Source organism: Streptomyces sp. SAT1 (assembly GCF_001654495.1).
GTDB classification, from domain to species: domain Bacteria; phylum Actinomycetota; class Actinomycetes; order Streptomycetales; family Streptomycetaceae; genus Streptomyces; species Streptomyces andamanensis.
Genome location: NZ_CP015849.1, coordinates 2,984,844 through 3,007,475 on the forward strand (window position 1 = coordinate 2,984,844; position 22,632 = coordinate 3,007,475).

The 22,632-nt window shown below is 72.5% G+C and carries 21 protein-coding genes; 8 read left to right on the plus strand and 13 right to left on the minus strand.

Features of this window, described 5'->3' with window-relative positions:
* Positions 1–200: 200 nt before the first annotated feature.
* The 3 genes from A8713_RS12865 (at position 201) to A8713_RS12875 (ending at position 4,500) form a co-directional block, all read left to right on the plus strand.
* Positions 201–638, plus strand: coding sequence for an ATP-binding protein (locus tag A8713_RS12865; RefSeq protein ID WP_064533606.1), 438 nt, complete (start codon positions 201–203; stop codon positions 636–638).
* 260 nt (positions 639–898) lie between these two features.
* Complete coding sequence (locus A8713_RS12870) at positions 899–2,521, plus strand: penicillin-binding transpeptidase domain-containing protein (RefSeq protein ID WP_064533608.1); 1,623 nt, start codon at positions 899–901, stop codon at positions 2,519–2,521.
* 308 nt (positions 2,522–2,829) lie between these two features.
* Positions 2,830–4,500, plus strand: a complete 1,671-nt coding sequence (locus A8713_RS12875; protein ID WP_064533609.1) for a penicillin-binding transpeptidase domain-containing protein — start codon at positions 2,830–2,832, stop codon at positions 4,498–4,500.
* A gap of 86 nt (positions 4,501–4,586) precedes the next feature.
* Here A8713_RS12875 and A8713_RS12880 read toward each other — a convergent pair whose 3' ends face one another.
* Positions 4,587–4,946, minus strand: a complete 360-nt coding sequence (locus A8713_RS12880) for an SsgA family sporulation/cell division regulator (RefSeq protein WP_064533611.1) — start codon at positions 4,944–4,946, stop codon at positions 4,587–4,589.
* 220 nt (positions 4,947–5,166) lie between these two features.
* Here A8713_RS12880 and A8713_RS12885 point away from each other — a divergent pair, with 220 nt between their 5' ends.
* From A8713_RS12885 to A8713_RS12900, 4 genes are all read left to right on the plus strand, one after another.
* Positions 5,167–6,231 (plus strand): energy-coupling factor ABC transporter permease, encoded by a 1,065-nt coding sequence (locus A8713_RS12885; RefSeq protein ID WP_107440630.1) that lies wholly within the window; start codon positions 5,167–5,169, stop codon positions 6,229–6,231.
* 1 nt (position 6,232) lies between these two features.
* On the plus strand, positions 6,233–6,994 hold the full coding sequence (gene cbiQ, locus A8713_RS12890; RefSeq protein WP_064533615.1) for a cobalt ECF transporter T component CbiQ: 762 nt from the start codon (positions 6,233–6,235) through the stop codon (positions 6,992–6,994).
* Entirely contained in the window at positions 6,982–7,758 is a 777-nt protein-coding gene (locus A8713_RS12895; RefSeq protein WP_064533617.1) for an energy-coupling factor ABC transporter ATP-binding protein, read from the plus strand. The genes cbiQ and A8713_RS12895 overlap by 13 nt, the downstream gene beginning before the upstream one ends.
* A 99-nt stretch (positions 7,759–7,857) precedes the next feature.
* Positions 7,858–9,036 (plus strand): serine hydrolase domain-containing protein, encoded by a 1,179-nt coding sequence (locus A8713_RS12900; RefSeq protein ID WP_064537476.1) that lies wholly within the window; start codon positions 7,858–7,860, stop codon positions 9,034–9,036.
* A 37-nt stretch (positions 9,037–9,073) separates the two neighbouring features.
* On the opposite strand, the gene A8713_RS12905 is transcribed toward A8713_RS12900, so the two are convergent.
* The 8 genes from A8713_RS12905 to A8713_RS12940 form a co-directional block, all read right to left on the minus strand.
* On the minus strand, positions 9,074–9,349 hold the full coding sequence (locus tag A8713_RS12905) for a DUF1876 domain-containing protein (protein WP_064537477.1): 276 nt from the start codon (positions 9,347–9,349) through the stop codon (positions 9,074–9,076).
* A gap of 79 nt (positions 9,350–9,428) precedes the next feature.
* Positions 9,429–10,274, minus strand: a complete 846-nt coding sequence (locus tag A8713_RS12910; RefSeq protein ID WP_064533619.1) for a DMT family transporter — start codon at positions 10,272–10,274, stop codon at positions 9,429–9,431.
* Positions 10,271–10,774 carry a YbaK/EbsC family protein gene (locus A8713_RS12915; RefSeq protein ID WP_064533620.1) on the minus strand — a complete coding sequence of 168 codons (504 nt, stop codon included), beginning with the start codon at positions 10,772–10,774 and terminating at the stop codon, positions 10,271–10,273. The genes A8713_RS12910 and A8713_RS12915 overlap by 4 nt, the downstream gene beginning before the upstream one ends.
* Before the next feature lie 39 nt (positions 10,775–10,813).
* On the minus strand, positions 10,814–10,999 hold the full coding sequence (locus A8713_RS12920) for a DUF397 domain-containing protein (RefSeq protein WP_064533622.1): 186 nt from the start codon (positions 10,997–10,999) through the stop codon (positions 10,814–10,816).
* Positions 10,996–11,196 carry a DUF397 domain-containing protein gene (locus A8713_RS12925; protein WP_064533625.1) on the minus strand — a complete coding sequence of 67 codons (201 nt, stop codon included), beginning with the start codon at positions 11,194–11,196 and terminating at the stop codon, positions 10,996–10,998. The genes A8713_RS12920 and A8713_RS12925 overlap by 4 nt, the downstream gene beginning before the upstream one ends.
* Positions 11,193–12,038 carry a helix-turn-helix domain-containing protein gene (locus A8713_RS12930; RefSeq protein ID WP_064533627.1) on the minus strand — a complete coding sequence of 282 codons (846 nt, stop codon included), beginning with the start codon at positions 12,036–12,038 and terminating at the stop codon, positions 11,193–11,195. Before A8713_RS12930 ends, A8713_RS12925 begins: the two co-directional genes overlap by 4 nt.
* A gap of 128 nt (positions 12,039–12,166) precedes the next feature.
* Entirely contained in the window at positions 12,167–14,389 is a 2,223-nt protein-coding gene (locus A8713_RS12935; RefSeq protein WP_064533629.1) for an MMPL family transporter, read from the minus strand.
* Positions 14,390–14,521: 132 nt separating this feature from the next.
* Positions 14,522–15,124: a TetR/AcrR family transcriptional regulator gene (locus A8713_RS12940; protein WP_064533631.1), complete on the minus strand. Its 603-nt coding sequence runs from the start codon at positions 15,122–15,124 to the stop codon at positions 14,522–14,524.
* 215 nt (positions 15,125–15,339) lie between these two features.
* Here A8713_RS12940 and A8713_RS12945 point away from each other — a divergent pair, with 215 nt between their 5' ends.
* Positions 15,340–18,714: a S41 family peptidase gene (locus A8713_RS12945; RefSeq protein WP_079158940.1), complete on the plus strand. Its 3,375-nt coding sequence runs from the start codon at positions 15,340–15,342 to the stop codon at positions 18,712–18,714.
* A 77-nt stretch (positions 18,715–18,791) separates the two neighbouring features.
* Here the strand turns inward: A8713_RS12945 and A8713_RS12950 are convergent, their stop codons facing one another.
* The 4 genes from A8713_RS12950 to A8713_RS12965 all read right to left on the minus strand — a co-directional run bounded on the left by A8713_RS12950 (position 18,792) and on the right by A8713_RS12965 (position 22,515).
* On the minus strand, positions 18,792–18,989 hold the full coding sequence (locus A8713_RS12950; protein WP_064533633.1) for a hypothetical protein: 198 nt from the start codon (positions 18,987–18,989) through the stop codon (positions 18,792–18,794).
* A gap of 96 nt (positions 18,990–19,085) precedes the next feature.
* On the minus strand, positions 19,086–19,979 hold the full coding sequence (locus A8713_RS12955; protein ID WP_064533636.1) for an SDR family oxidoreductase: 894 nt from the start codon (positions 19,977–19,979) through the stop codon (positions 19,086–19,088).
* Positions 19,976–20,956 (minus strand): alpha/beta fold hydrolase, encoded by a 981-nt coding sequence (locus tag A8713_RS12960; protein WP_064533638.1) that lies wholly within the window; start codon positions 20,954–20,956, stop codon positions 19,976–19,978. The genes A8713_RS12955 and A8713_RS12960 overlap by 4 nt, the downstream gene beginning before the upstream one ends.
* A complete protein-coding gene (locus A8713_RS12965) occupies positions 20,953–22,515 on the minus strand; it encodes a flavin-containing monooxygenase (protein ID WP_064533639.1) in 1,563 nt (520 codons plus the stop codon). The genes A8713_RS12960 and A8713_RS12965 overlap by 4 nt, the downstream gene beginning before the upstream one ends.
* Positions 22,516–22,632: the final 117 nt, after the last annotated feature.

A 22,632-nucleotide genomic window follows, 5' to 3' on the forward strand; every position in this document is an offset into this window, starting at 1 on the left:
TGGGTCACTTCGCGTGAACGGCTTGCGACCTCAAGTGGCTAATGCCACCATCCAGTAAGTGGCTAAGGCCACTTACTGGAGAGGGTGGGCGAGTCGTTCGCGTGTGGCGGCGGCCTTCACCCTGGGGCGACGACCGGGATCGCGCCTCATCGAACGGTGCCGCTTCGCAGGGCGACGGCAGTGGCAAGGAGTGAGGGCCCGTGACATTCGTGATCGACCGGTACCCCGGCGAAGAGTCTCCGCGGCTCGGGGCGATGGCGTTGCAGCCGACTCCGGGCTCCGTCCCCCGGGCCCGGCACTGGTTCCGCAAGTTCATCGCCCCGTACAACCCGCTCTGCTCGGTCGACGACTGCACGCTGATGATCTCCGAGTTGGTGACCAACGCGATCCTCTACGGGCGGTCGGACGAGGAGTGGCTCGTACGGGTGGAGTGGTTCAAGGAGAAGACCTCGCTGCGGGTGGAGGTGCACAGTCCGGGGTTCCCGGCGAGCGTGCGCCTTCGCCGGCCCGACACCGACGACGCGCACGGGCGCGGTCTGCTCCTGGTCGACTCCATCGCCGACTCCTGGCACTCCGGCCCGAGCCGATTTGGCGGGACGGTCGTCTCCTTCGTGATGACCGACGCCTGGACGACGTGACGGGCGCATCACCCATTGCCCGGGGAATCGAACGCGCCGACCGGACAGAGAGACCTCTCCAGCGGGGCTCCCCCTCCCCATGTACCCCCATACCTGGATCTGCCCGGAACAGCTGATCTCTCTTCGGACACCATCCAGCAACAGGCGCCGTCGTAGGCTTCGGTTCCGCATACAGTTCGGGGCACGCATCGCCTTTGAACGCGTTCAAGAAAGCCCGCGCGGGCGAAGGCGCCATGGGAGGGACGGGGAGGAGCGCGGTGATGCGCAAGGGGACCAAGGCCGCTGTGGTGGGCGGTGTGTGTGTCGTGCTGGTCGGTGGGGCGGTGTACGGCGGATACAACATCGTCTCGGCGCTGGAGGGGGACGCGACCGCGAGCGGGCCGGCGCCCGCGCGGACGGGGCCGCCGACGCGGGACGAGGTGAAGGACACCACGTCGAAGTTCTTCGCGGCCTGGGAGAAGGGCGACGCGACGAAGGCCGCCTCGTACACCAACTTCCCGCAGGATGCCCAGCAGTTGCTGTCCTCCTACGGACACGAGGCGCACATCACGGATGTGAAGATCGCGCCGGGGTCCGCCGTCGGCACCACCGTGCCCTTCTCGGTGAAGGCCACCGTGTCCTACGGCGGCAAGACCGCGCCGCTCGCCTACAGCAGCAAGCTGAGCGTGGTGCGCGGCGAGACCAGTCACCGGGCGCTCGTCGACTGGCAACCGGTGCTCGTGCACCCGCAGTTGAAGAAGGGCGACACGCTGGTCACCGGCGACTCGGCCGCCCCGCCGATCGAGGCCGTCGACCGCGACGGCAACGTTCTCACGAAGGACAAGTACCCTTCCCTGGGCCCGATCCTGGACGCGCTGCGGTCGAAGTACGGTGACAAGGCGGGCGGTTCCCCGTCCGTCGAGCTGAGCATCCACCACGCCGACACCGACGCGGCCGAGACCCCGCTCATCACCCTCGCCGAGGGCAAGCCGGGCAAGCTGCGCACGACGCTCAGCGCGAGCGCCCAGGCGGCGGCCGAGAAGGCGGTGGACAAGTTCGCGGAGTCCTCCGTCGTGGCCGTCCAGGCGTCCACCGGCGAGGTGCTCGCGGTCGCCAACCACCGCGCGGACGGCTTCAACGCGGCGTTCCTGGGCCAGTTGGCGCCGGGGTCCACCATGAAGATCGTCACCGCCGCCGCCCTCATCGACAACGGCCTCACCAAGGCGAGCGGGCCCGCGCCCTGTCTGCCGGACGTGCTGTGGGAGGGCCAGACCTTCCACAACCTCAAGGGCATGCAACCCGACGAGCACGCCACCCTCTCGGACAGCTTCGCCCGCTCCTGCAACACCGCCTTCATCAAGTTCACCCCCAAGCTGAAGTCCGACTCCCTCACCCGGGAGGCCCAGGAACGCTTCGGGCTCGGCCAGAACAACTGGAAGACCGGCATCCCGTCCTTCGACGGCTCGGTGCCGGCCGTCGACGGCCCGGACCGGGCGGCCAACCTGATCGGCCAGGGCCGGGTGCAGATGAGCCCGCTGAACATGGCCTCGGTGACGGCCACCGCGATCACCGGCGGCTTCCACCAGCCCGTCCTGGTCTCCGCCGGCCTCGACGACCGCGAACTGGCCACGGCCAAGGGCCTCCCGGCAAGCACCGTCATCCAGCTGCGGCAGATGATGAACCGCACCGCCACCAGCGGCACCGGCGCCGCCGCGATGTCCGGACTGAGCGGCAGCATCGGCGCGAAGACCGGCTCCGCCGAGGTCGACGGGCAGGCCAAGTCCAACAGCTGGTTCACCGGGTACCGCAACGACGTCGCGGCGGCGGCCATGACCCAGGAGGGCGGCCACGGCGGCGACGCGGCCGGCCCGATCGTCGCGGCGGTGCTGCGCGCGGCGGGCTGAGGCACCTCCGCCGCCCGGTCCGTCCCTCCCCGGGGTAGGGCCGCGCACCCGCGCCGCGCACCTCCACTGCCCCGCCCGGCGTGCGCCCCGGCGCCGTATGTCGCAGGTTGGCTACGGACGGTCCGAGTCGGCCACCGCGACGGACCCGAACCCTAGGGTGGTCCGGGCGTGTCTCATGTACGGCAGTACGGCAGCACTGCCGTAGCACGACAGCACGGCAGCACGACACCACGGGGACGACAGGACGACGGCGGCCACGGCAGCGCGGGTGGCGCGGCGGGGCCCGGCAGCGCGGAGGACGGAAGCCAGTGGGCAGGAGAAGGCGCGTCGCCGAGCGGCGCAGAACGCGGCCCGCGGTGGTCGGAGGCGTGGTCGCCGTGGTGGTGGGCGGCGCGGCGGTCGGCGCCTACACGCTCTCCGGCGGCGGCGCCGAGGCCGAGGGCCGCACCACCTCGGCGGCCGGCGCCCACAAGAAGGTGCGGACCGGGCCCGTGACGGCGCTGGAGGTCCAGACCGCGGCCGGGCGGTTCCTCACCTCCTGGCAGCAGGGCCGGGCGACCGAGGCGGCCGCCTCGACCACCGACTCCGCCGCGGCCTCCGCGCTGCTCGCCGGGTACGCCAAGGACGCCCACCTCAAGGACGTCACCCTCACCCAGGGCACCCCGCGCGGCGGCACGGTGCCGTTCTCCGTGCGGGCGACGGTCTCCTACCAGGGCGTGAACAAGCCGCTGGCGTACGACAGCGCGCTGACCGTGGTGCGCCGCGCGGAGGACGGCATACCCGTCGTCGACTGGCACGCGGCCGTCGTGCACCCGGACCTGAAGGACGGCGACACCCTCGTCACCGGGGCGTCCGGCACCCCGCCGGTCAAGGCCCTGGACCGCGACGGCGGCGCGCTCACCACGGCGGCGTACCCGTCGCTGGGCTCGGTCCTGGACGGGCTGCGCGAGAAGTTCGGGAAGACGGCGGGCGGCCGGGCGGGCGTCGAGCTGCGCGTGGTGCGCGGCGCCGCCTCCAAGAAGGGCAAGCTGGCGGACAAGACCCTCGTCGAGCTGAGCAAGGGCACCCCGGGCACCGTGCGCACGACGCTGAGCCCGGCGCTCCAGTCGGCCGCCGAGCAGCAGGTCGCCGGGCGGGCCCGCGCCTCGGTGGTGGTGCTGCGCCCGTCCACCGGCGAGATACTCGCGGTGGCCAACAGCGGGCACGGCTTCGACACCGCCCTCCAGGGCTCCCTGGCGCCCGGCTCCACGATGAAGGTGATCACCGCCTCGCTGCTGCTCGACAAGAAGCTGGCGGCCGTGGACAAGGAGCACCCGTGCCCCAAGACGTTCAGCTACGGCGGCTGGACGTTCCACAACGACGACGACTTCGAGATCAAGGGCGGCACCTTCAAGGCGAGCTTCGCCCGCTCCTGCAACACGGCCTTCATCAGCCAGGCGGGCAAGCTGAAGGACGACGACCTGACGCGGCAGGCCCGTGAGGTGTTCGGGCTGGCGCGGGACGACTGGTCGATCGGGGTGCCGTCCTTCGACGGCGCGGTGCCGGTGCAGTCGGCCGCGCAGAAGGCCGCCTCGCTCATCGGCCAGGGCGGCGTCCGGATGAACCCGCTCAACATGGCGTCGGTGGCCGCGACCGTCCGGGCGGGCACCTTCCACCAGCCCTACCTGGTCTCCCCGGACACCGGCAAGCGCAAGCGGGCCACGGCCTCGCGCACGCTGTCCGCGTCCACCCTGTCCCAGCTGCGGGAGCTGATGCGGTACACGGCCGCCTCCGGCACCGCCGCCCAGGCGATGGCCGGGCTCGGCCCCGACTACGGCGCGAAGACGGGGTCGGCGGAGGTCGACGGACAGGAGAAGCCGAACGGCTGGTTCACCGCCTACCGCGGCGACCTCGCCGCGGCCGGTGTGGTCCAGGCGGGCGGCCACGGCGGCGACACGGCGGGCCCGATCGTCGCGGCCCTGCTGAAGAAGGGCGGCTGAGCCGTGGGGAACGGCGGCTGAGCCTCGGGGAACGGCGGCTGAACCGCGGGGAACGGCGGCTGAGCCCTGCCGGGATCCAGGCAGGCTCAGTGGTGCGCCATCGCCGTCGCCGCGGCGGCGGTGTACGTACGCCGCAGAAATCTGAGCAGCGTCTTCGTCTCGAACTGCACCACCGAGACGCCCCGCGGCGAGTGGAACTCCACCACGGCCTGCACCCGGCCGCACGGCCACACCCGCACCTCGCCGGTGCCGGTCGGGGCCCGCAGCCCCTGTTCGAGCAGCGACCGGGAGAACGTCCGCTCGGGCAGGCCGGGCAGAGCCATCCGGACCGCGCCCGGGTCGTCCTGGGGGTCGTAGCGCAGGACGACCGGGACACCGCAGTGCTCGTCCTGATGGTCGTCCTCGGTGACGACACGGGCTCGCGCGTACTGTTCGACTGCGGTCATCGGACGGCCCCTCACACTAGGTGACCTCGACGCGAGGCGGACACCAGCGAGACGTTTACTCGCTTCTGCACTCCTCTTTACCAATGTCCCACATCTGCGGTTTCATGCCCCCGCGTCCCGATCCGCTTCCCGCGCCGGTCCCGATCCGGCCCGCACTCGCCGCAGATGCATACCACCTCGCTCTTGCAAGAGGTTCGCAACACGCCACTATCATCGAACGGTGCATGTGCCTGACGGATTCATCAACGCTCCCACGTCCGCTGTCACCGGAGTCATCGCCGCCGGTGCCGTAGCGGTGAGCCTGCGCGGCGCGCGCCGGGAACTCGACGAGCGGACCGCACCGCTCGCCGGCCTGGTCGCCGCGTTCATCTTCGCGGTGCAGATGCTCAACTTCCCGGTCGCGGCCGGAACCAGCGGCCACCTCCTGGGCGGGGCGCTGGCCGCGATACTCGTGGGCCCCTACACCGGGGTCCTGTGCGTCTGCGTGGTCCTGCTCATGCAGGGCATCCTCTTCGCCGACGGCGGCCTGACCGCGCTCGGCGTCAACATCACCGACATGGCGCTCGTCACCACGGTCGTCGCCTACGCGGTCTTCCGCGGCCTGGTGAAGGTGCTGCCGCGCCGCCGCCGCTCGGTCACGGTCGCCTCCTTCGTGGCCGCGCTGCTCTCCGTCCCGGCCGCCTCCGTCGCCTTCACGCTGATCTACGCGGTCGGCGGCACCACCGATGTGGCCATCGGCAAGGTCGCCACCGCCATGATCGGCGTGCACGTCCTCATCGGCATCGGCGAGGCCGCGATCACCGCGCTCACGGTGGGCGCCGTCATCGCCGTACGCCCCGACCTGGTGTACGGCGCGCGCGGTCTGGAGCAGCGGCTGAAGCTGCGGGTCGGCGGCGAACTGGTCGACGCCCCCGCCGCCGGACCGGCCCCCGTCCCGGCCGCCGCCACCACCGCGCGGCCGCACCGCAAGCTGTGGATCACCGGCCTGGTGACCTCGCTGGTGCTGGCCGGTTTCGTCAGCTTCTACGCCTCCGCCAGCCCCGACGGCCTGGAGAAGGTCGCCCACGACAAGGGCATCGACCAGAAGGAGGAGGCGCACGCCTCCGCGGACTCCCCGCTCGCCGACTACGGCGTCAAGGACATCTCCGACGCCCGGCTGTCCGGCGGGCTCGCCGGGGTGATCGGCGTCGGCGTGACCGTCGCCGTGGGCAGCGGGGTCTTCTGGGTCGTGCGCAGGCGCCGTACGGCCGGATCCGAGACGCCGTCCTCCCAGGCCGCGGCCTGACGTGGGAGCGGGCCACGCGCACCGGCTCTACCGGCACGGGCACTCCCCCGTGCACGGGCTGCCGCCGCACACCAAGCTCGCCGCGGCCTTCGCGTTCGTGGTGGTCGTGGTGTCCACCCCGCGCGAGGCGGTGTGGGCGTTCGCGCTGTACGCGGTGCTGCTGGCCGGCACCGCCGCCGTGGCCCGCGTGCCCGCCGGCTTCCTGCTCAAGCGGCTGCTGATCGAGATCCCGTTCGTGGCCTTCGCGGTGCTGATGCCGTTCGTCGCCGAGGGCGAGCGCGTGCACGTCCTCGGGCTCTCGCTGAGCGTGAACGGCCTGTGGGGCGCGTGGAACGTGCTGGCCAAGGGCACCCTCGGCGTCGCCGCCTCGGTCCTGCTGGCGAGCACCACCGAACTGCGCGAACTGCTGCTTGGCCTGCAACGCCTCAAGCTCCCGCCCCTGCTGGTGCAGATCGCCTCCTTCATGATCCGCTACGGCGATGTGATCACCGACGAGATGCGGCGCATGCGCATCGCCCGCGAGTCGCGCGGCTTCGAGGCGAGCGGCGTCCGGCACTGGGGCGTGCTCGCCAAGTCGGCCGGCGCGCTGTTCATCCGCTCCTACGAGCGCGGCGAGCGCGTCCACCTGGCCATGGTGAGCCGCGGCTACGCCGGTTCGATGCCGGTCATCGACGAGGCGACCGCCTCCCGGGCCCAGTGGTCGTCCGCACTGGCCCTCCCCGGTGCGGCGCTCGTCATCTGTCTGCTGGGATGGACCCTGTGACTACGCCTTCGACGCCGCCCTCCATGGAGGTCTCCGGCCTCGCCTTCGCCTATCCGGACGGCCACCAGGCCCTGTTCGGCGTGGACTTCGCCGTCGCCCGCGGGGAGCGGGTGGCGCTGCTCGGCCCGAACGGCGCCGGGAAGACCACGCTCGTGCTGCATCTCAACGGCATCCTGAGCGGCGGCGCGGGCACGGTGACGGTGGCCGGGCTGCCGGTCGGCAAGCGGCACATGGCCGAGATCCGGCAGAAGGTCGGGATCGTCTTCCAGGACCCGGACGACCAGTTGTTCATGCCGACCGTGCGCGAGGACGTCGCGTTCGGTCCGGCGGCGGCCGGACTGAAGGGGCCCGAGCTGGAGCAGCGGGTGCGCACCGCCCTGGAGCGGGTCGGCATGGCGGAGTTCACCGACCGGCCCCCGCACCACCTCTCCTTCGGTCAGCGCCGCCGGGTCGCGGTGGCCACCGTGCTCGCCATGGAGCCGGAGATCCTGGTCCTGGACGAACCGTCCTCCAACCTGGACCCGGCCTCCCGCCGCGAACTGGCCGACATCCTGCGCTCGTTGGACGTGACCGTCCTCATGGTCACGCACGACCTCCCGTACGCCCTGGAGCTGTGCCCGCGCGCGCTGATCCTCAGCGACGGCGTGATCGCGGCCGACGGACCGACCGGGGATCTCCTGTCCGACGAGGATCTGATGCGCGCCCACCGGCTGGAACTGCCCTTCGGCTTCGACCCGCGCGTGGCCTCGGCCCCTAAGGGCTGAGGCCCCCCGAGGAATCGCAGGCGACGCCTCTGTGTTGCACTCACTGTCGCAGGCTGCGGACGGATACGAGTGACGAGTGGCAGGAGTACGGGTGTGGATGTGGACGTGAGCGGTGCGGTGGCCGAGGGCTTCGGACCGGTCAGGGACGCGTTCGCCGAGAACTTCGCCGTACGCGGCGAGCGGGGCGCGGCCCTCGCGGTGTACCGGGACGGGCACAAGGTCGTCGACCTGTGGGCCGGAAGCCGGGACGTCGACGGGGACCCGCGGGACGCGCCGTGGGAGCACGGCACCGCGCAGATAGTGCGCTCCGCGACCAAGGGCGTCGCCGCCGCCGCCCTCCTGCTCCTGCACCAGCGCGGCGAACTCGACCTGGACGCTCCGGTCGGCGCCTACTGGCCCGAGTACAAGGCGGCCGGCAAGGACCGGACCACCGTGTGGCAGCTGCTCGCCCACCGCGCGGGCGTGCCGGTCCTGGACCGGCCGCTCACCCCCGCCGAGGCCGCCGACCCGGACCTGGGCGCCCGCGCGGTCGCCGCGCAGGCCCCGGTGTGGGAGCCGGGCACCGGCCACGGCTACCACGCGCAGACGTACAGCTGGCTGACCGGCGAGCTGGTGCGGCGGGTGACGGGCGAGCCGGTCGGCGCCTGGATCGCCCGGGAGATCGCCGCTCCGGTGGGCGCCGACCTGTGGGTCGGGCTGCCCGCCGCCGAGACCCGGCGCGCGGGCCGGGTCGGACCGGTCACGGCACCCGAGTCCCCGGGCGGGCTGCGGCTGCGCCCCAAGCGCGCGGTCGCCGACGCCTACGCGGACCCCGCCTCGCTCACCCGGCGCGCCTTCGGCGCGATCACCCCGCTGCCCGACGAGAACGACGCCGCCTACCGCGCGGCGGCCCTGCCCGCGTCCAACGGCATCGCCACCGCCGACGGCCTGGCCCGCTTCTACGCCGCGCTGATCGGCGAGGTGGACGGCGGCCGACGGCTGTTCGAGCCCGGGACGCTGGAGCTGGCCCGCGCCGAGCGGTCCGCGGGCGCGGACCGGGTGCTGGTGGTGGGCACCCGGTTCGGCCTCGGGTACATGCTGCACGGCGGCGCGTCCCCGCTGCTCGGCCCCGGTTCCTTCGGCCACCCGGGCCGCGGCGGCGCCCTCGGCTTCGCCGACCCGGAGACCGGCACCGCCTTCGGCTACGTCACCAACGGCTTCCGCGGCAGCGTGACGGCGGACCCGCGCGCGCAAGCACTCGTCCGGGCGGTCCGGACGGCACTGGCACAACCGGCCTGACGGCGACCCGCCTGACACGCCCCGCCTGACACGACCTTCAGACGTGGATCGGCTGGGAGGTGCGGCCCGAGGCGCTGTCGATCTCCTCGTGCGCCTTCGTGAGCAGCTCCATGGCGAGTTCGTTGAGGGCGCGCGCCCCGGCGATCTCCTCGCCGACGCGCGGCTGGTCGGAGTCGGTACGGTGCCTGCTGGCCCGCCCGTGCCCACGGATCTCGCTGCCGTCGGGCAGCCGCACCATGGCCGCCGCCCGCGTGTGCTGGCCGTCCTCCTGGAACTCCAGCTCCACATGCCATCCCACGGCTGTCTTCATCATGACCATCACCTCCGGGAACACCTCCTTCCAGGGTGCTCCCTCCCGGGGCGGTGCGCAGCACCAGGTGCCCGGCGGGCGCCTAACCCGCGTGCAGCATCAGGCCGATGCCCACGACCAGCAGGCCCGCCGCCGCGAGCCGGGGTGCGCCGAAGCGCTCCTTGAAGAAGACGGCGCCGATGGCCGCGCCGACCAGGATGGAGGACTCGCGCAGCGCGGAGACGGGCGCCAGGTCGGCGCGGGTCTGCGCCCACAGGACCATGCCGTACGCCGTCACGGACAGGGCGGCGCCGAGCAGGCCGAGGGCGGCGTGGGGGCGCAGCAGCGCGGCGGAGCGGCCGCGCCAGCGGGCGAGGGCGTACACCGGGACGGCCACGCCCTCGATGACCATGAGCCAGGCGATGTAGCCGAGGGACGACCCGGAGGCGCGTACGCCCAGGCCGTCCACGACCGTGTACGCGGCGATGGACAGACCGGTCGCGAGCGCGGCGCCGACCGCCGTCCAGTTCGGTCGGCGCCCGCGCAGCCCCCACAGCGCGACTCCGGTCAGCCCGGCGCAGGACAGCGCGATGCCGCCGGTCACCCACAGGTCCGGCACCTCGTGAGCGAAGACGGCGGCCAGGACCGTGACGACGAGCGGTGCCGTGCCCCGGGCGATCGGGTAGGTCTGCCCGAAGTCACCGAGCCGGAAAGACGTCATCAGCAGGACGTAGTAGACGACGTGCAGCACCGCCGATATGCCGAGGTACGGCCATGCGCCGGCCGCCGGGAAGGCCGCGAACGGCGCCAGCGCCACGCCGATCAGCACCCCGCCGCCGGAGATGAGGGTGAACCCGACGAGCTTGTCGGGGATGCGGTGCGCGAGGGCGTTCCAGCAGGCGTGGGTGACCGCGGCCAGCAGGACGGCCGCGGTGACCAGCGGCGTCACGAAGCGCGCTCGCGCACGTCCACGAGGACGGCCCCGGCCCGCTCGGCCAGCTCCTTCGGGGCCATCGGGAAGACCGTGTGCGGAGTGCCCGCGGCGGCCCAGACCATGTCGTGCTCCAGCAGCGAGCGGTCGGCCAGCACCCGGGTCCGCGTCCGGTGCCCGAAGGGCGGCACCCCGCCGATGGCGTACCCGGTGGTCTCCCGTACGACGTCGGCCTTGGCGCGGGTGACCTGCTCCGCGCCCAGTTCCTCGCGGACGCGTTCCACGTCCACGCGGGAGGCGCCGTCCATGAGGACGAGCACCGGCACGCCGTCCGCGGCGAAGATCAACGACTTGCAGATCTGGCTCAGTTCGCAGCCGACCGCCGCCGCGGCCTCGGCGGCGGTGCGGGTGGCCTCGGGGAAGTGCCGCACCCGCCCGGCCAGCTCGTCGAGCCCCAGCTCAGTCAGGGCCGCGACGAAGCGCGGGTGGACGCCGGGGGTGCCGTTCGTCATCGTCATGCCCGGCACGGTAGCGGTGCCCGCCCGCTCCCCGCGAAGTCATTCCCCGACGTACGCGAGGAAGTCCGCCCAGGAAGCGGGGGCGAGGGCGAGGCGCGGGGCCTCCGGACGCTTGGAGTCACGGACGTGGACCGCGGCAAGTGTGGTGGCCACCTCTACGCACTCGCCGGGCTCGCCGCTGCTGCTGTAGCTGCTCTTGGACCAGTGCAGTTCCGGCGTGCTCATGCCGGGTGACCGCCCTCCACCGTGTGCGCGAGGAAACTCGTCCAGGCCGAGGGGGCCACCGCCAGCCGGGCGGTGTCGGGGGCCTTGGAGTCACGGACGTGGATCGCAACGGGCGTACGGGCGACCTCGACGCAGTCGCCGGGCTCGCCGCTGTCGCTGTAGCTGCTCTTGAACCAGTGCAGTTCCGGCGTGCTCATAGTCTCCCCAGCGCTTGCTCGATAAAGGCTTGTGAGTCTCTCGGTGTGAGAGCCTGCGCCCGGATCATGCCATAGCGCAGTTCAAGGATTCGGAGGTCCTTGGGGTGTGAGACCGGGCGTCCGTTGAACGCACCGCTGGAACGTCCGATCGCCGTGCCGTCGGCGAACTTCAGCATCTGGATCCGCCCGGCCGTTCCAGCGTGCTCTTCCCGGTCGGTCGGCATGATCTGAAGCGTGACGTTCCTCAACTGGGACACCTCCAGAAGGTGTTCGAGCTGGCGACGCAGCACCATCCTCCCACCATAAGGACGTTCGAGAGTTACTTGTTCCTGGACGAAGCTGAGCGTGGGAGCAGGCACCCGCTCGAAGACGCACTTGCGTGCCATGCGGGCGGCGGTCTCCCGCTCGACGACTTCCTCCGCTAGCGCGGGCTGTGTCATCTCGAACAGCGTCCGCGCATACTCCGGCGTCTGAAGCAACCCGTGGATGTTGTGGCTGCTGTAGAGCAGCATCTCCACCGCCCGCGCCTCCATGTCGGCCAGTTCCCGCACCTTCTTCGGATACCGCGCCTTCCGCATGTCCTCCATGAACGCCCGCAGATGCCCCTGCGCCCGCAGTACCTGGTCCGCGCGGTCCAGGAACTCCGGGCGGGGGATCCGCGTCCCGTTCTCCATCTTGCGGATCATGTCCTCGCCGTAGCCCGTGATCTCCGCCAGATCGGCAGGGCGCATGCCCGCCGACTCGCGGCACACCCTGAGCAGGCGCCCCACCGCCTGGACCACCGGCTCGATCTCGTCGCCCGGTTCGACGTCCCAACCCGCCTCGTCCGCACCTTCGTTCACGTCCCACCTCCGGTCGCAGCCCTACCCGTACAACGCCGGGGACGGCCCGGACAGCACGGGACAGCCCCCGGACAGAACGAAAAGGGCGCGGCCCCCGCAGGAAGCCGCGCCCTCGTCCACGTGTCCGGTCAGGCCAGGGCCGGTTCCCGGTCCTCCTCGCGGCCGTCCGCCGAGGACAGCGCGCGCAGGCCCTCGCCCTCGACGTCCACGTTGGGCAGCGCGCGGTCCAGCCACTTCGGCAGCCACCAGGCGCGGCGGCCGAGGAGGGCGAGGACCGCGGGGACGATGGCCATGCGGACGACGAACGCGTCGAAGAAGACCGCGACGGCCAGGCCGAAGCCGATCATCTTGATCATCGACTCGCTGGAGCCGATGAACCCGGAGAAGACGGCGATCATGATGACCGCTGCGGCCGTGACGACGCGCGCACCGTGCCGGAAGCCGGTCACCACGGCCTGCCGGGGCTGCTCGCCGTGGACGTACGCCTCCCGCATCCGGGTCACGAGGAAGACCTCGTAGTCCATGGCGAGGCCGAAGACGACACCCACCATGAAGATCGGCATCATCGACATGACCGGGCCGGTCTCCTCCACGCCCATCAGGCCGGACAGCCAGCCCCACTGGAAGACCGCGACGACCGCGCCGAGCGCCGCCATCACCGACAGCAGGAAGCCGAGCGCCGCCTTCAGCGGGACCAGGACGGAGCGGAACACCACGATCAGCAGCAGGAAGGCGAGTCCGACGACCAGCGCCAGGTACGGGAACAGGGCGTCGTTCAGCTTCTGCGAGACGTCGATGTTCATCGCCGTGGACCCGGTGACCAGCACCTCGGCGTCCGTCTTGGCCTTGATGCCGCTGCCCGCGTCGCGGATGGCGTGCACCAGGTCCTCGGTGGTGGAGGAGGACGGCTTGGAGTTCGGTACGACGGTGATCGTCGCGGTGTCGCCGGCCTTGTTGGGCTGGGCCGGGGTCACCGTCACGACGTCCTTGAGGCCCTTGATGCTGTCGGTCACCTCGGTGAAGGCGGCCTTGGCGTCACCGCTCCCCTTGGCGTCGACGACGACCATCAGCGGGCCGTTGAAGCCGGGTCCGAAGCCCTCGGAGAGGAGGTCGTAGGCGCGGCGCTGGGTGGTGGACACCGGCTGGGAGCCGTCGTCCGGGAGGCCCAGTTCGAGGGAGGTGGCGGGCACCGCGGCGGCGCCCAGGCCGACCACGCCGAGCAGCAGCACGGCGACGGGACGGCGCACCACGAACCGGGCCCAGCGGGTGCCCATGTTGTCCCGGGCCGGCTGCTGTGCCTTCTTCGCGGCCCGGCCGCCGCCCAGCAGCCTGCTCTTCTCGCCGGTCGGCTTGATCCTGCGGCCGGCGTAGCCGAGCAGCGCCGGGATCATGGTGAGCGCGATCAGGACGGCGATGACGACCGTGCCGGCCGCGGCGATGCCCATCTTCGTGAGCATCGGGATGTTGACGACGGAGAGGCCGACCAGGGCGATGACGACGGTGAGTCCGGCGAAGACCACGGCGGAGCCCGCGGTGCCGGTGGCCCGGCCCGCCGCCTCCTCGCGGCTGTGGCCCTCGGCGAGTTCCGCGCGGTAGCGGGAGACGATGAACAGGGCGTAGTCGATGCCGACCGCGAGGCCGATCATCGAGGCGAGGATCGAGGTGGTGCTGCCCAGGTCGAGGGCGCTGGCGAGCGCGGTGACCGTGGAGACGCCGATGCCGACACCGATGATCGCGGTCAGCAGCGGCAGCCCGGCCGCCAGCAGCGAGCCGAAGGTGATGACGAGCACGACGGCGGCGATGGCGATGCCGATGACCTCGGTGGCCCCGGTCTCGGGCGCGGCGCTGAGCGCGTCACCGCCGATCTCCACGGTCAGCCCGGCGTCCCGCGCGTGCTGCGCGGCGTCCTTGAGCGCGGTGCGCGAGGAGTCCTCCAGCTCCATGCCGGAGACCTTGTACTTCACCGAGGTGTAGGCGACGGTGCCGTCCTTGCTGACGGCGTTGCCGGTGTAGGGGTCGGCGACGGAGGCGACCTCGGAGCCGTCCGACAGTTCCTTGACGGTCTTCTCGACGGTCGCCTTGTTCCCGGCGTCGGTCATCTTCCCGCTGCCGGGTGCCTTGAACACCACGCGGGCGGTGGCCCCGTCGGCGCTCGCCCCGGGGAAGCGCTGCTCCAGCAGGTCGAAGGCCTTCTGCGCCTCGGTGCCGGGGATCGAGAAGGACGTGTTGCCCGCGGGGGGCGCGGAGGCGGCGCCGACACCGGCGAGGGTCAGCAGCGCCACCCATATCAGCGCGACGAAGTGCCGTCGCCTGAAGGCGAGGCGTCCAAGTTTGTACAGGAACGTGGCCACGTGGGCGTACTCCCGGTCAGGTCGTTGGGTGGATCAGGGCAGGGGTCATCAGCCCGACGACGTGAGCGGTGACGTCAGAAGGTGGGCTTGCTGAGGAGGAGGAGAGCTACTGAGGTGCCTGGGGAGGGCGGTTCAGGAGGTGGTGGGCACGCCGAGGGCGGGGAGCACCACGGCGTCTATGTACGACCGCAGGAAGCCCTGGGTCGGCGGCTGGTCCTCGATCAGCGCCCGGACGACGAAGCCGCCGGCCAGCATGTGCACCACGAAGTCCAGCGCCGGGCAGTCCGGACGGATCTCGCCCCGGTCGACGGCCCGCTGGAGCAGCCGCTTGAACTCGGCCATCTCCGGTTCGATCAACTGCTCCCGGAAGGCCTGTCTGAGGTCCGGGTTGGAGTGCATCGCCATGGCCAGGCCCCGCATCAGCGCGGAGTTCTGCTCCATGGTGCAGTCGTCCTCGCGGCTCGTCAGCGCGTGCAGGTCGCCGCGGAGCGTGCCGGTGTCGGTGCCCTCCAGCTTCCCGGGCTTGCCGTGCCGCACGGCCCGCACGACCAGTTCGGCCTTGCCGCCCCACTGGCGGTAGAGCGTGGCCTTGCTGGAGCGTGTACGGGCGGCCACGGCGTCCATGGTGAGGGCGTCGTAACCGACCTCGCGGAGCAGGTCGAGGACGGCCGCGTACAGCTCGGCCTCGCGCTCGGGCGTGATCCGGCTCCGGCGCACCGCCGTCATCTCGGTCATCCCGTCCGCCTTCCCGCTGTGCACGACACGGTTTCGTACGACACGAATGTAGCGCACTCAGCTATCGAAACGAAACAGTTTCGTACGTGGGTTGGGTCACTTCTGTCGGATTCCCGTAAAGGAGTCCCCTGAGGGAGCCCCATGACTGCTCCGCAGTGCTCCGGAGTGCTCCCGGCGCGGTGCTCCGGTTGCCCGGCCCGGCACCCCGGCGAAGCATGGAGGAGGTGAGCTATCTGCGTATGCCGCACCTCAGCGGCGATCTGCTGTGCTTCGTGGCCGAGGACGACCTGTGGCTGGCGCCGCTCGACGGTGCGGGCCGGGCCTGGCGGCTCACCGTGGACCGCACCAAGACCGGCCACCCCCGCTTCTCCCCCGACGGCCGCCACATCGCCTGCACCAGCTGGCGCAGCCTGGCACCCGAGATCCATCTGGTCCCGGTGGACGGCGGGCCCGCCCGGCAGCTGACGTACTGGGGCAGCTCCGACACCCAGGTGTGCGGCTGGACGCCGCCCGAGGAGGACGGGCACCGCGAGATCCTCGCCGTCACCTCGCACGGCGAGCCGTTCTCCTACTTCACCTCGGCCTACAAGGTCGCCACCGACGGCTCCCCCGGCCGCAAACTGCCCTGGGGGCCGGTCGCCGACATCCAGGCCGCCGAGACCGGCGGCGAGCGCAGGACCCTGCTGCTGACCGGCACCCCGCCCCACGAACCCGCCTCCTGGAAGCGCTACCGCGGCGGCGCCACCGGCCGCCTCTGGCTGCACGGACAGCGGCTGCTGCCCGAGCTGAACGGCCATCTGGCCTGCCCGATGTTCGTCGGCGACCGGATCGCCTTCCTCTCCGACCACGAGGGCGTCGGCAACCTCTACTCCTGCGCCCCCGACGGCTCCGACCTGCGCCGCCACACCGACCACGACGCCTTCTACGCCCGGCACGCCGCCGGGGACGGCCGGCGCGTGGTGTACCAGTGCGCGGGCGACCTGTGGATCGTGGACGACCTCTCCCCCGACTCGGTGCCGCGCCGCCTGGACGTACGGCTCAGCGGGCCGCGCGCGGGCCGCCGCCGCCACCCCGTCCCGGCCGCCCAGAACCTGGACGGCCTCTCCGTGGACGAGACCGGCCGGGCCAGCGCGGTCGTCGTCCGCGGCTCCCTGTACTGGCTCACCCACCGTGACGGCCCCGCGCGCACCCTCACCGACACGCCCGGCGTCCGCGTCCGGCTCCCGGAGATGCTCGGCGCCGGCGGCCGGATCGCCTACGTCACCGACGCGGGCGGCGAGGACGCGGTGGAGATCGCCCAGCTGCCGCGCGCCACCGGGCCACGGCCGCCGCGCCGGATCGCCCAGGGCGAGCTGGGCCGGGTGCTGGAGATGGCCGCCGACCCCGACGGCGAACGGCTCGCCCTGGCCGCGCACGACGGACGGCTGCTGCTGCTCGACGTGACGGAGGAGGACGGCACGGAGACCGCCGACGGCGGCGGGCCCGGGGAGGCCGGTACGGACGACGGTGGCGGGACCGAAGCGCAGGCCGGCGGGGAGAACGGCACGCGGGACGAGGCAGCCCCGGCCCCCCGCGGCACCGTCACCGAACTCGTCCGCTCCGTCAACGGCCCCGTGCGCGACCTCGCGTTCTCCCCGGACGGCGCCTGGCTGACCTGGTCGCAGCCGGGGATCGGCCGGACACTGCGCCAGATCAGGCTGGCCCGCATCAAGGACGGCCTGGTCATCGACGTCACCGACGGCCGCTTCGAGGACGAGAACCCCGTCTTCACCCGGGACGGCCGCTATCTGGCCTTCCTGTCCTGGCGCGGCTTCGACCCGGTGTACGACGTGCACACCGGCGACCTGTCCTTCCCGCTCGGCTGCAAGCCCTATCTGGTCCCGCTGTCCTCCGCGACGCCCTCCCCGTTCGCGCTGAACCCGGAGGGGCGCCCGGCGGCGGGCGGGCTCGACCCGGTGGAGGACGAGGAGAACGGCGAGCCCGGCGCGGTCACCGTCGAGGTGGAGGGCCTGGAGAGCCGGGTGACGCCGTTCCCGGTCATCGCCTCCAAGTACTCGGCGCTCGCCCCGGTCGCGGGCGGCGGCCTGGTCTGGCAGCGCTGGCCGATCTCCGGCGCGCTCGGGGAGACGTTCGCCAACCCGGACGACACGACCGGCAGGCCCACCCTGGAGTACTTCCACATCAGCAAGGCGAAGAAGTCCGAACTCGTCGGCCACCTCGACTGGTTCGCGGTCAGCGGCGACGGCACCCGGCTGGTCGTGGTCGACGAGGGCGAGCTGCGCGCGGTGCCCTCCACCGAGCCGGGCGACAGCGACACCACGACCTGGATCGACCTGCGCCGGATCCTGCACGTCGTCGACCCGGGCGCCGAGTGGAGCCAGGCGTACGAGGAGGCCGGGCGGCTGATCCGGGCGTACTTCTGGGAGCCGCGGATGTGCGGCATCGACTGGGACGGGGTGCTCGCCCAGTACCGGCCGCTGGTCGAACGGGTCGCCTCCCCCGACGAGTTCGCCGATCTGCTGCGCGAGGTGCTGGGCGAACTGGGCACCTCCCACGCCTATGTCGCCGCCGCCCGCCGCAACGAGGGCCCCGCGCACTACCAGCGCTGGCAGGGCCTGCTCGGCGCCGACCTGGTGCCGCGCGAGGAGGGCTGGACCGTCCGCCGGATCCTGCCCGGCGACTCCTCCGACTCGCGCGCCCGCTCGCCGCTGGCCGGCACCGGCATCCGCGCGGGCGCCGTGCTGACCCATGTCGACGGACGGCCGGTCGACCCGGTGACGGGCCCCTGGCCGCTGCTGGCCGGGTCCGGCGGTACGACGGTGGAGCTGACGTTCTCGCCCGCGGGCGGACAGGGACCGGCCCGCCGGGTCGCGATCGTCCCGCTGGTCGACGACCGGCCGCTGCGCTACCAGGACTGGGTCGCCAAACGCCGGGCGGTCACCCGTGAGTTGAGCGACGGCAGGTGCGGCTATCTGCACATCCCCGACCTGGGCGGCTCCGGCTGGGCGCAGTTCATCCGGGACGTGCGCATGGAGATGTCCCGGCCCGCGCTCATCGTGGACGTACGCGGCAACGCGGGCGGCAACATCAGCGAACTGGTCATCGAGAAGCTGACCCGGACCATCCTCGGCTGGGACCTGACCCGCGACGCCCAGCCGGTCTCGTACACCTCCAACGCGCCGCGCGGCCCGATCGTGGCCCTCGCCGACGAGGCGACCAGCTCCGACGGCGACATGATCACGGCCGCGATCAAGCTGCTGGAGCTGGGTCCGGTGGTCGGCCAGCGCACCTGGGGCGGCGTGGTCGGCATGACCGGGCGGCACCGGCTCGGCGACGGCACGGTGATCACGGTGCCGATGAACGCGGCCTGGTTCGACGCGTACGGCTGGTCCGTGGAGAACCACGGCGTCGAGCCCGACATCGAGGCGCTGCGCACCCCGCTGGACTGGGCCGAGGGCCGGCACGTCGAGATGGACCGGGCCATCGAACTGGCCCTGGAACTCCTGGCGTCGCACCCGGCCGCGACCCCGCCCGGCTACGGCGGCGTGCCCGACCTCGCCCGTCCGAAGCTGCCGCCGCGGCAGACCTGAGGTCCCGGCAGCCGCATGGGGTGCCCCGGTGCACGGGACACCCCACGGCTCAGCAACGGTCCACGGAGCGCGGCGAGTTACCGGTCGTAGTCCTCGTCGAGGCGGTCGTGGGCCTCGTCGTGCGTGTCCTCGATGCCCTGGCGGGCGCGGTCACGCTGCTGGTCACCGCGCTGCCCGGCACGCTGGCCGGCCTTCTCGCGGCCCTCCTGGACGCGCTCCTTGCCCTGCTGCTGCCACTGCTTGGCCTGCTCCTGGGACTTGTCCTTCATACCCATGCTGTGTCACTCCCGTGTGGGTGAATGCGGCCCCCAAGTGGGTGAGGGGACCGGCCTCGACCAGATTCACACGGGTGGTGACCCTGTGCATGTCGATCAGTGACGGTCGGTAGTTGACACCGTCCGGTGCTGTTCGTCGGCGGCGCCGCCCGCTCCGACGAGCCCGGTGCGCATGCCCGTCAGCCGGTCCGCGAACCGCCGCATCTCCCGCTGCCCCACCGTCCCGATGACACCCGGCAGATAACCGCGCGTCCCCTGCATCCCGCGCAGCCACCACTGCCCGTAGACATGGCCGGAGCGCCGCTCGATGCCGTCCACGATCCGGTCCACCGCCGGACCCAGCGGATACGTCTTGTTGGCCGGCCACGGCAGCCGCTGCCTCAACTCCCGCATGACGTCGTCCTGATCGGCCCCGCGCACCATGTCCGTGTCGGTCCAGGACAGGTACGCCACGCCCACCCGCACGCCCCGGTGGCCGACTTCGGCGCGCAGGCTGTGCGCGTACGCCTCCACACCGGACTTGGAGGCGCAGTACGCCGTCATCATCGGCGCCGGGGTCATCGCGGCGAGCGAGGCGACCTGGAGGAGGTAGCCCCGGCTCTCGGTCAGCGCGGGCAGGAACGCCCGGCCGGTGACCGCCGAGCCGATGAGGTTGACCTCGATCACCCGCCGCCAGGACCGCGGGTCGGAGTCGGCGAACGGACCGCCGGTCGCCACACCGGCGTTGGCGACGGCGATGTCCACCCGGCCGAACCGCTCCTTCACCTCGGCCGCCACCCGGGCCATCGCCTCGTGGTCGGTGACGTCGGCGTGCCAGTGGCCGCTCTCGCCGTGCAGCCGCTCGGCGACCTGCTTGAGCGCGTCCGGCTCCAGGCCCACCAGCGCCACCCGCGCGCCGCGCGCGGAGAGTTTGCGGGCGAGCAGTTCGCCGACGCCCCGCGCGGCGCCCGTGACGACCGCTACCTGTCCCTCCAGCGGGAACCTGCTCATGCGCCCTCTCCGATCCGTGCGGTGTCGTTGTCGTTTCCGGTTCCGGTTCCGGTTCCGGTTCCGGTTCCGCGTGCGCGTATGTGCCCGGCGACGAGGTCCCGTATCTTCCCGGTGACCTGGTCCGGTGCCTCCATGGGTGTCATGTGGCCGCGCGCGGGCAGTTCGGTCAGGCCCACGCACTGCGGCAGCGCCGCCGCCAGCGACCGCGCGTGCACCGGCGGCGTGAGCCGGTCGGCGGTGCCCACGAGCACCGCGGCGGGCACCCGCACCTGCCGTGCGCCCGCGTCGAGCTGGAGCGAGTCCAGCACCCGCGACCAGGCGTGGCGCACCCGGCGCGGGCAGGCGTGCACGATCCGGGCGCACGCCTCGACCACGTGCGGCGCCGAACGCGGGCCCATCGTCGCGTACTTGAGGATCCGCAGGGCGAGCGGCGTGACCGGCCCGAGCGGGGCCCGGGAGCCGAGGATCCGCCGGGTCAGCCCGGTGCGCAGCCGGCCGCCCCGCAGCAGCGGCACGACGGTGGCCTCCTCGACCAGCCGCGAACTGCCCGTGCTGCACAGCAGGACGGCCGCCGCGTGCTCCTGGAAGCCGGGCCGCCCGGCCGCGGCCAGCACCGTCATCCCGCCCATCGAGTGGCCCGCGACCACCGCCCGCTCGCCCGGGGCGAGGGTCGCGCCGAGCACGGCCTCCAGGTCGTCGGCGAGCGCCTCGGTGCTGCACACCTCGTGCGCGGGGCTGCGGCCGTGGCCGCGCTGGTCGTAGGCGATCACCCTGTGGTCGGCGGCGAGTTCGCGGATCTGCGCGGCCCAGAAGGCGGTGGAGCAGGTCCAGCCGTGCGCGAGGACGACCGCGGGCGCCCCTTCGGGCCCGTGCACCTCCACGTGCAGCCGGGCGCCGCCGGTGGAGGAGACGGTGAGTTCGCGGGCGGGGACGGGCGGGGCGTACGGGCCGGCCGTGACGCGGGTCAGCCGGCTCACGCCTGCACCTCCGCGGGCCGGGACGCGGCGGGCGCGGGCGAGGGGGCCCCGCTCGCGCCGGTCCCGGGCGTCCTGGACGCTTTGGGCGCCCGTACGACCTCGTACTCGGCGAGGTCCACGCGCCGGGTGGCGCGGCGGAACTCGGTGGTGGTGCCGGGCCAGACAGTGGTGTTGCGGCCGGCCGCGTCCAGGTACCAGCTGGTGCAGCCGCCGGTGTTCCACACGGTGCGCTTCATGCGCTCCTGCACCGTGCGGTTCCAGGCGTTCACCGCGCTCTGCCGGACGTCGAGGGCGGTCCCCGGGCCGAGGACGTCCAACTGGCGCAGATAGTCGGCCATGTAGTTCAGCTGGGACTCGATCATGAGGATCATCGAGGAGTTGCCGAGGCCGGTGTTGGGGCCGATGATCGTCATGCAGTTCGGGAAACCGGCCGCGGTGGCGCCGCGCAGCGCGGCCATGCCGTTCTTCCAGGTCTCCGCCAGGGTGCGGCCGTCCGCGCCGACGACCCGCTCGGCGATCGGCATGTCCGTGACGTGGAAGCCGGTGCCGAAGACGATCGCGTCGACCTCGGTCTCGGTGCCGTCGGCGGCGACCACGGTCGAGCCGCGGATCTCGCTGAGCCCGCTGGCCACCACGTCCACGTTGTCCCGGGCGAGCGCCGGGTAGTAGGTGCTGGAGAGCAGGATCCGCTTGCAGCCGATGCGGTAGTCGGGGGTGAGCTTGGCGCGCAGCGCCGGGTCCTTGACGGCGCGGGCCATGTTGCGCTGGGCGATCTTCTCGACGAAGCCGAGTTCGTCGGGCCGCTTGGTGAACGCCTGCACCTGGAGTTCGCGGATGCCCCACAGCAGGCCGCGGCGCAGCCGGGTGGTGGCGGGCACCGCGCGGTGCAGGGAGCGCTCCAGGCCGCTGATGGCGCGGTCGACGCGGGGCATCACCCACGGCGGGGTGCGCTGGAAGAGCGTGAGGCGGGCGACCTCGGGCTGGATGGACGGCACGATCTGGATGGCGGAGGCACCGGTGCCGACCATGGCGACCCGCTTGCCCGCGAGGTCGTAGCCGTGGTCCCAGCGGGCGGAGTGGAAGACCTTGCCGGGGAAGGTGTCCAGGCCCTTGATGTCCGGGATCTTCGGGTCGGACAGCGGTCCGGTCGCGGAGACCACGACGTCCGCGCTGAGGCTGCCGCTGCTGGTCTCGATGTCCCAGCACAGCCGCTCGGCGTTCCAGGCCGCCTTCTTCACCTCGGAGCCGAAGCGCAGGTGCGGGCGGAGCCCGAAGGTGTCGGCGACATGCTCCAGATAGGAGCGGATGTGCTGCTGGCCGGAGAAGGTGCGCGGCCACTCCGGGTTGGGCGCGAAGGAGAAGGAGTAGAGGTGGGAGGGCACGTCGCAGGCGCACCCGGGATAGCTGTTGTCCCGCCAGGTGCCGCCGACGCTGTCCGCGCGCTCCAGCACGACGAAGTCGGTGATCCCCTCCCGGCGCAGGCGCACCGCGGCGCCCAGTCCGCCGAACCCGGACCCGATCACCGCCACCCGTACGTGTGCGTACTCGTGCTCGGCCATTGAGCGCCCCTCCATGCCTCGCGTGACCCACGTGCGTGCCGCGGGCCCAGCCTCCAGCGACTCTGCCAGTGAACACTGGCGCAATGGGGAGCGTAGAGGAGCGGCGTACCGATCGGT

What these genes read in the sequence shown, in the direction of transcription:
- A8713_RS12870 (WP_064533608.1), top strand. Translation starts at nt 899, where the DNA reads ATGCGCAAGGGGACCAAGGCCGCTGTGGTGGGCGGTGTGTGTGTCGTG.
- A8713_RS12880 (WP_064533611.1), bottom strand. Translation starts at nt 4,946, where the DNA reads ATGACCGCAGTCGAACAGTACGCGCGAGCCCGTGTCGTCACCGAGGAC.
- A8713_RS12895 (WP_064533617.1), top strand. Translation starts at nt 6,982, where the DNA reads ATGGACCCTGTGACTACGCCTTCGACGCCGCCCTCCATGGAGGTCTCC.
- A8713_RS12905 (WP_064537477.1), bottom strand. Translation starts at nt 9,349, where the DNA reads ATGATGAAGACAGCCGTGGGATGGCATGTGGAGCTGGAGTTCCAGGAG.
- A8713_RS12915 (WP_064533620.1), bottom strand. Translation starts at nt 10,774, where the DNA reads ATGACGATGACGAACGGCACCCCCGGCGTCCACCCGCGCTTCGTCGCG.
- A8713_RS12920 (WP_064533622.1), bottom strand. Translation starts at nt 10,999, where the DNA reads ATGAGCACGCCGGAACTGCACTGGTCCAAGAGCAGCTACAGCAGCAGC.
- A8713_RS12925 (WP_064533625.1), bottom strand. Translation starts at nt 11,196, where the DNA reads ATGAGCACGCCGGAACTGCACTGGTTCAAGAGCAGCTACAGCGACAGC.
- A8713_RS12940 (WP_064533631.1), bottom strand. Translation starts at nt 15,124, where the DNA reads ATGACCGAGATGACGGCGGTGCGCCGGAGCCGGATCACGCCCGAGCGC.
- A8713_RS12945 (WP_079158940.1), top strand. Translation starts at nt 15,340, where the DNA reads ATGGAGGAGGTGAGCTATCTGCGTATGCCGCACCTCAGCGGCGATCTG.
- A8713_RS12950 (WP_064533633.1), bottom strand. Translation starts at nt 18,989, where the DNA reads ATGGGTATGAAGGACAAGTCCCAGGAGCAGGCCAAGCAGTGGCAGCAG.
- A8713_RS12955 (WP_064533636.1), bottom strand. Translation starts at nt 19,979, where the DNA reads ATGAGCAGGTTCCCGCTGGAGGGACAGGTAGCGGTCGTCACGGGCGCC.
- A8713_RS12965 (WP_064533639.1), bottom strand. Translation starts at nt 22,515, where the DNA reads ATGGCCGAGCACGAGTACGCACACGTACGGGTGGCGGTGATCGGGTCC.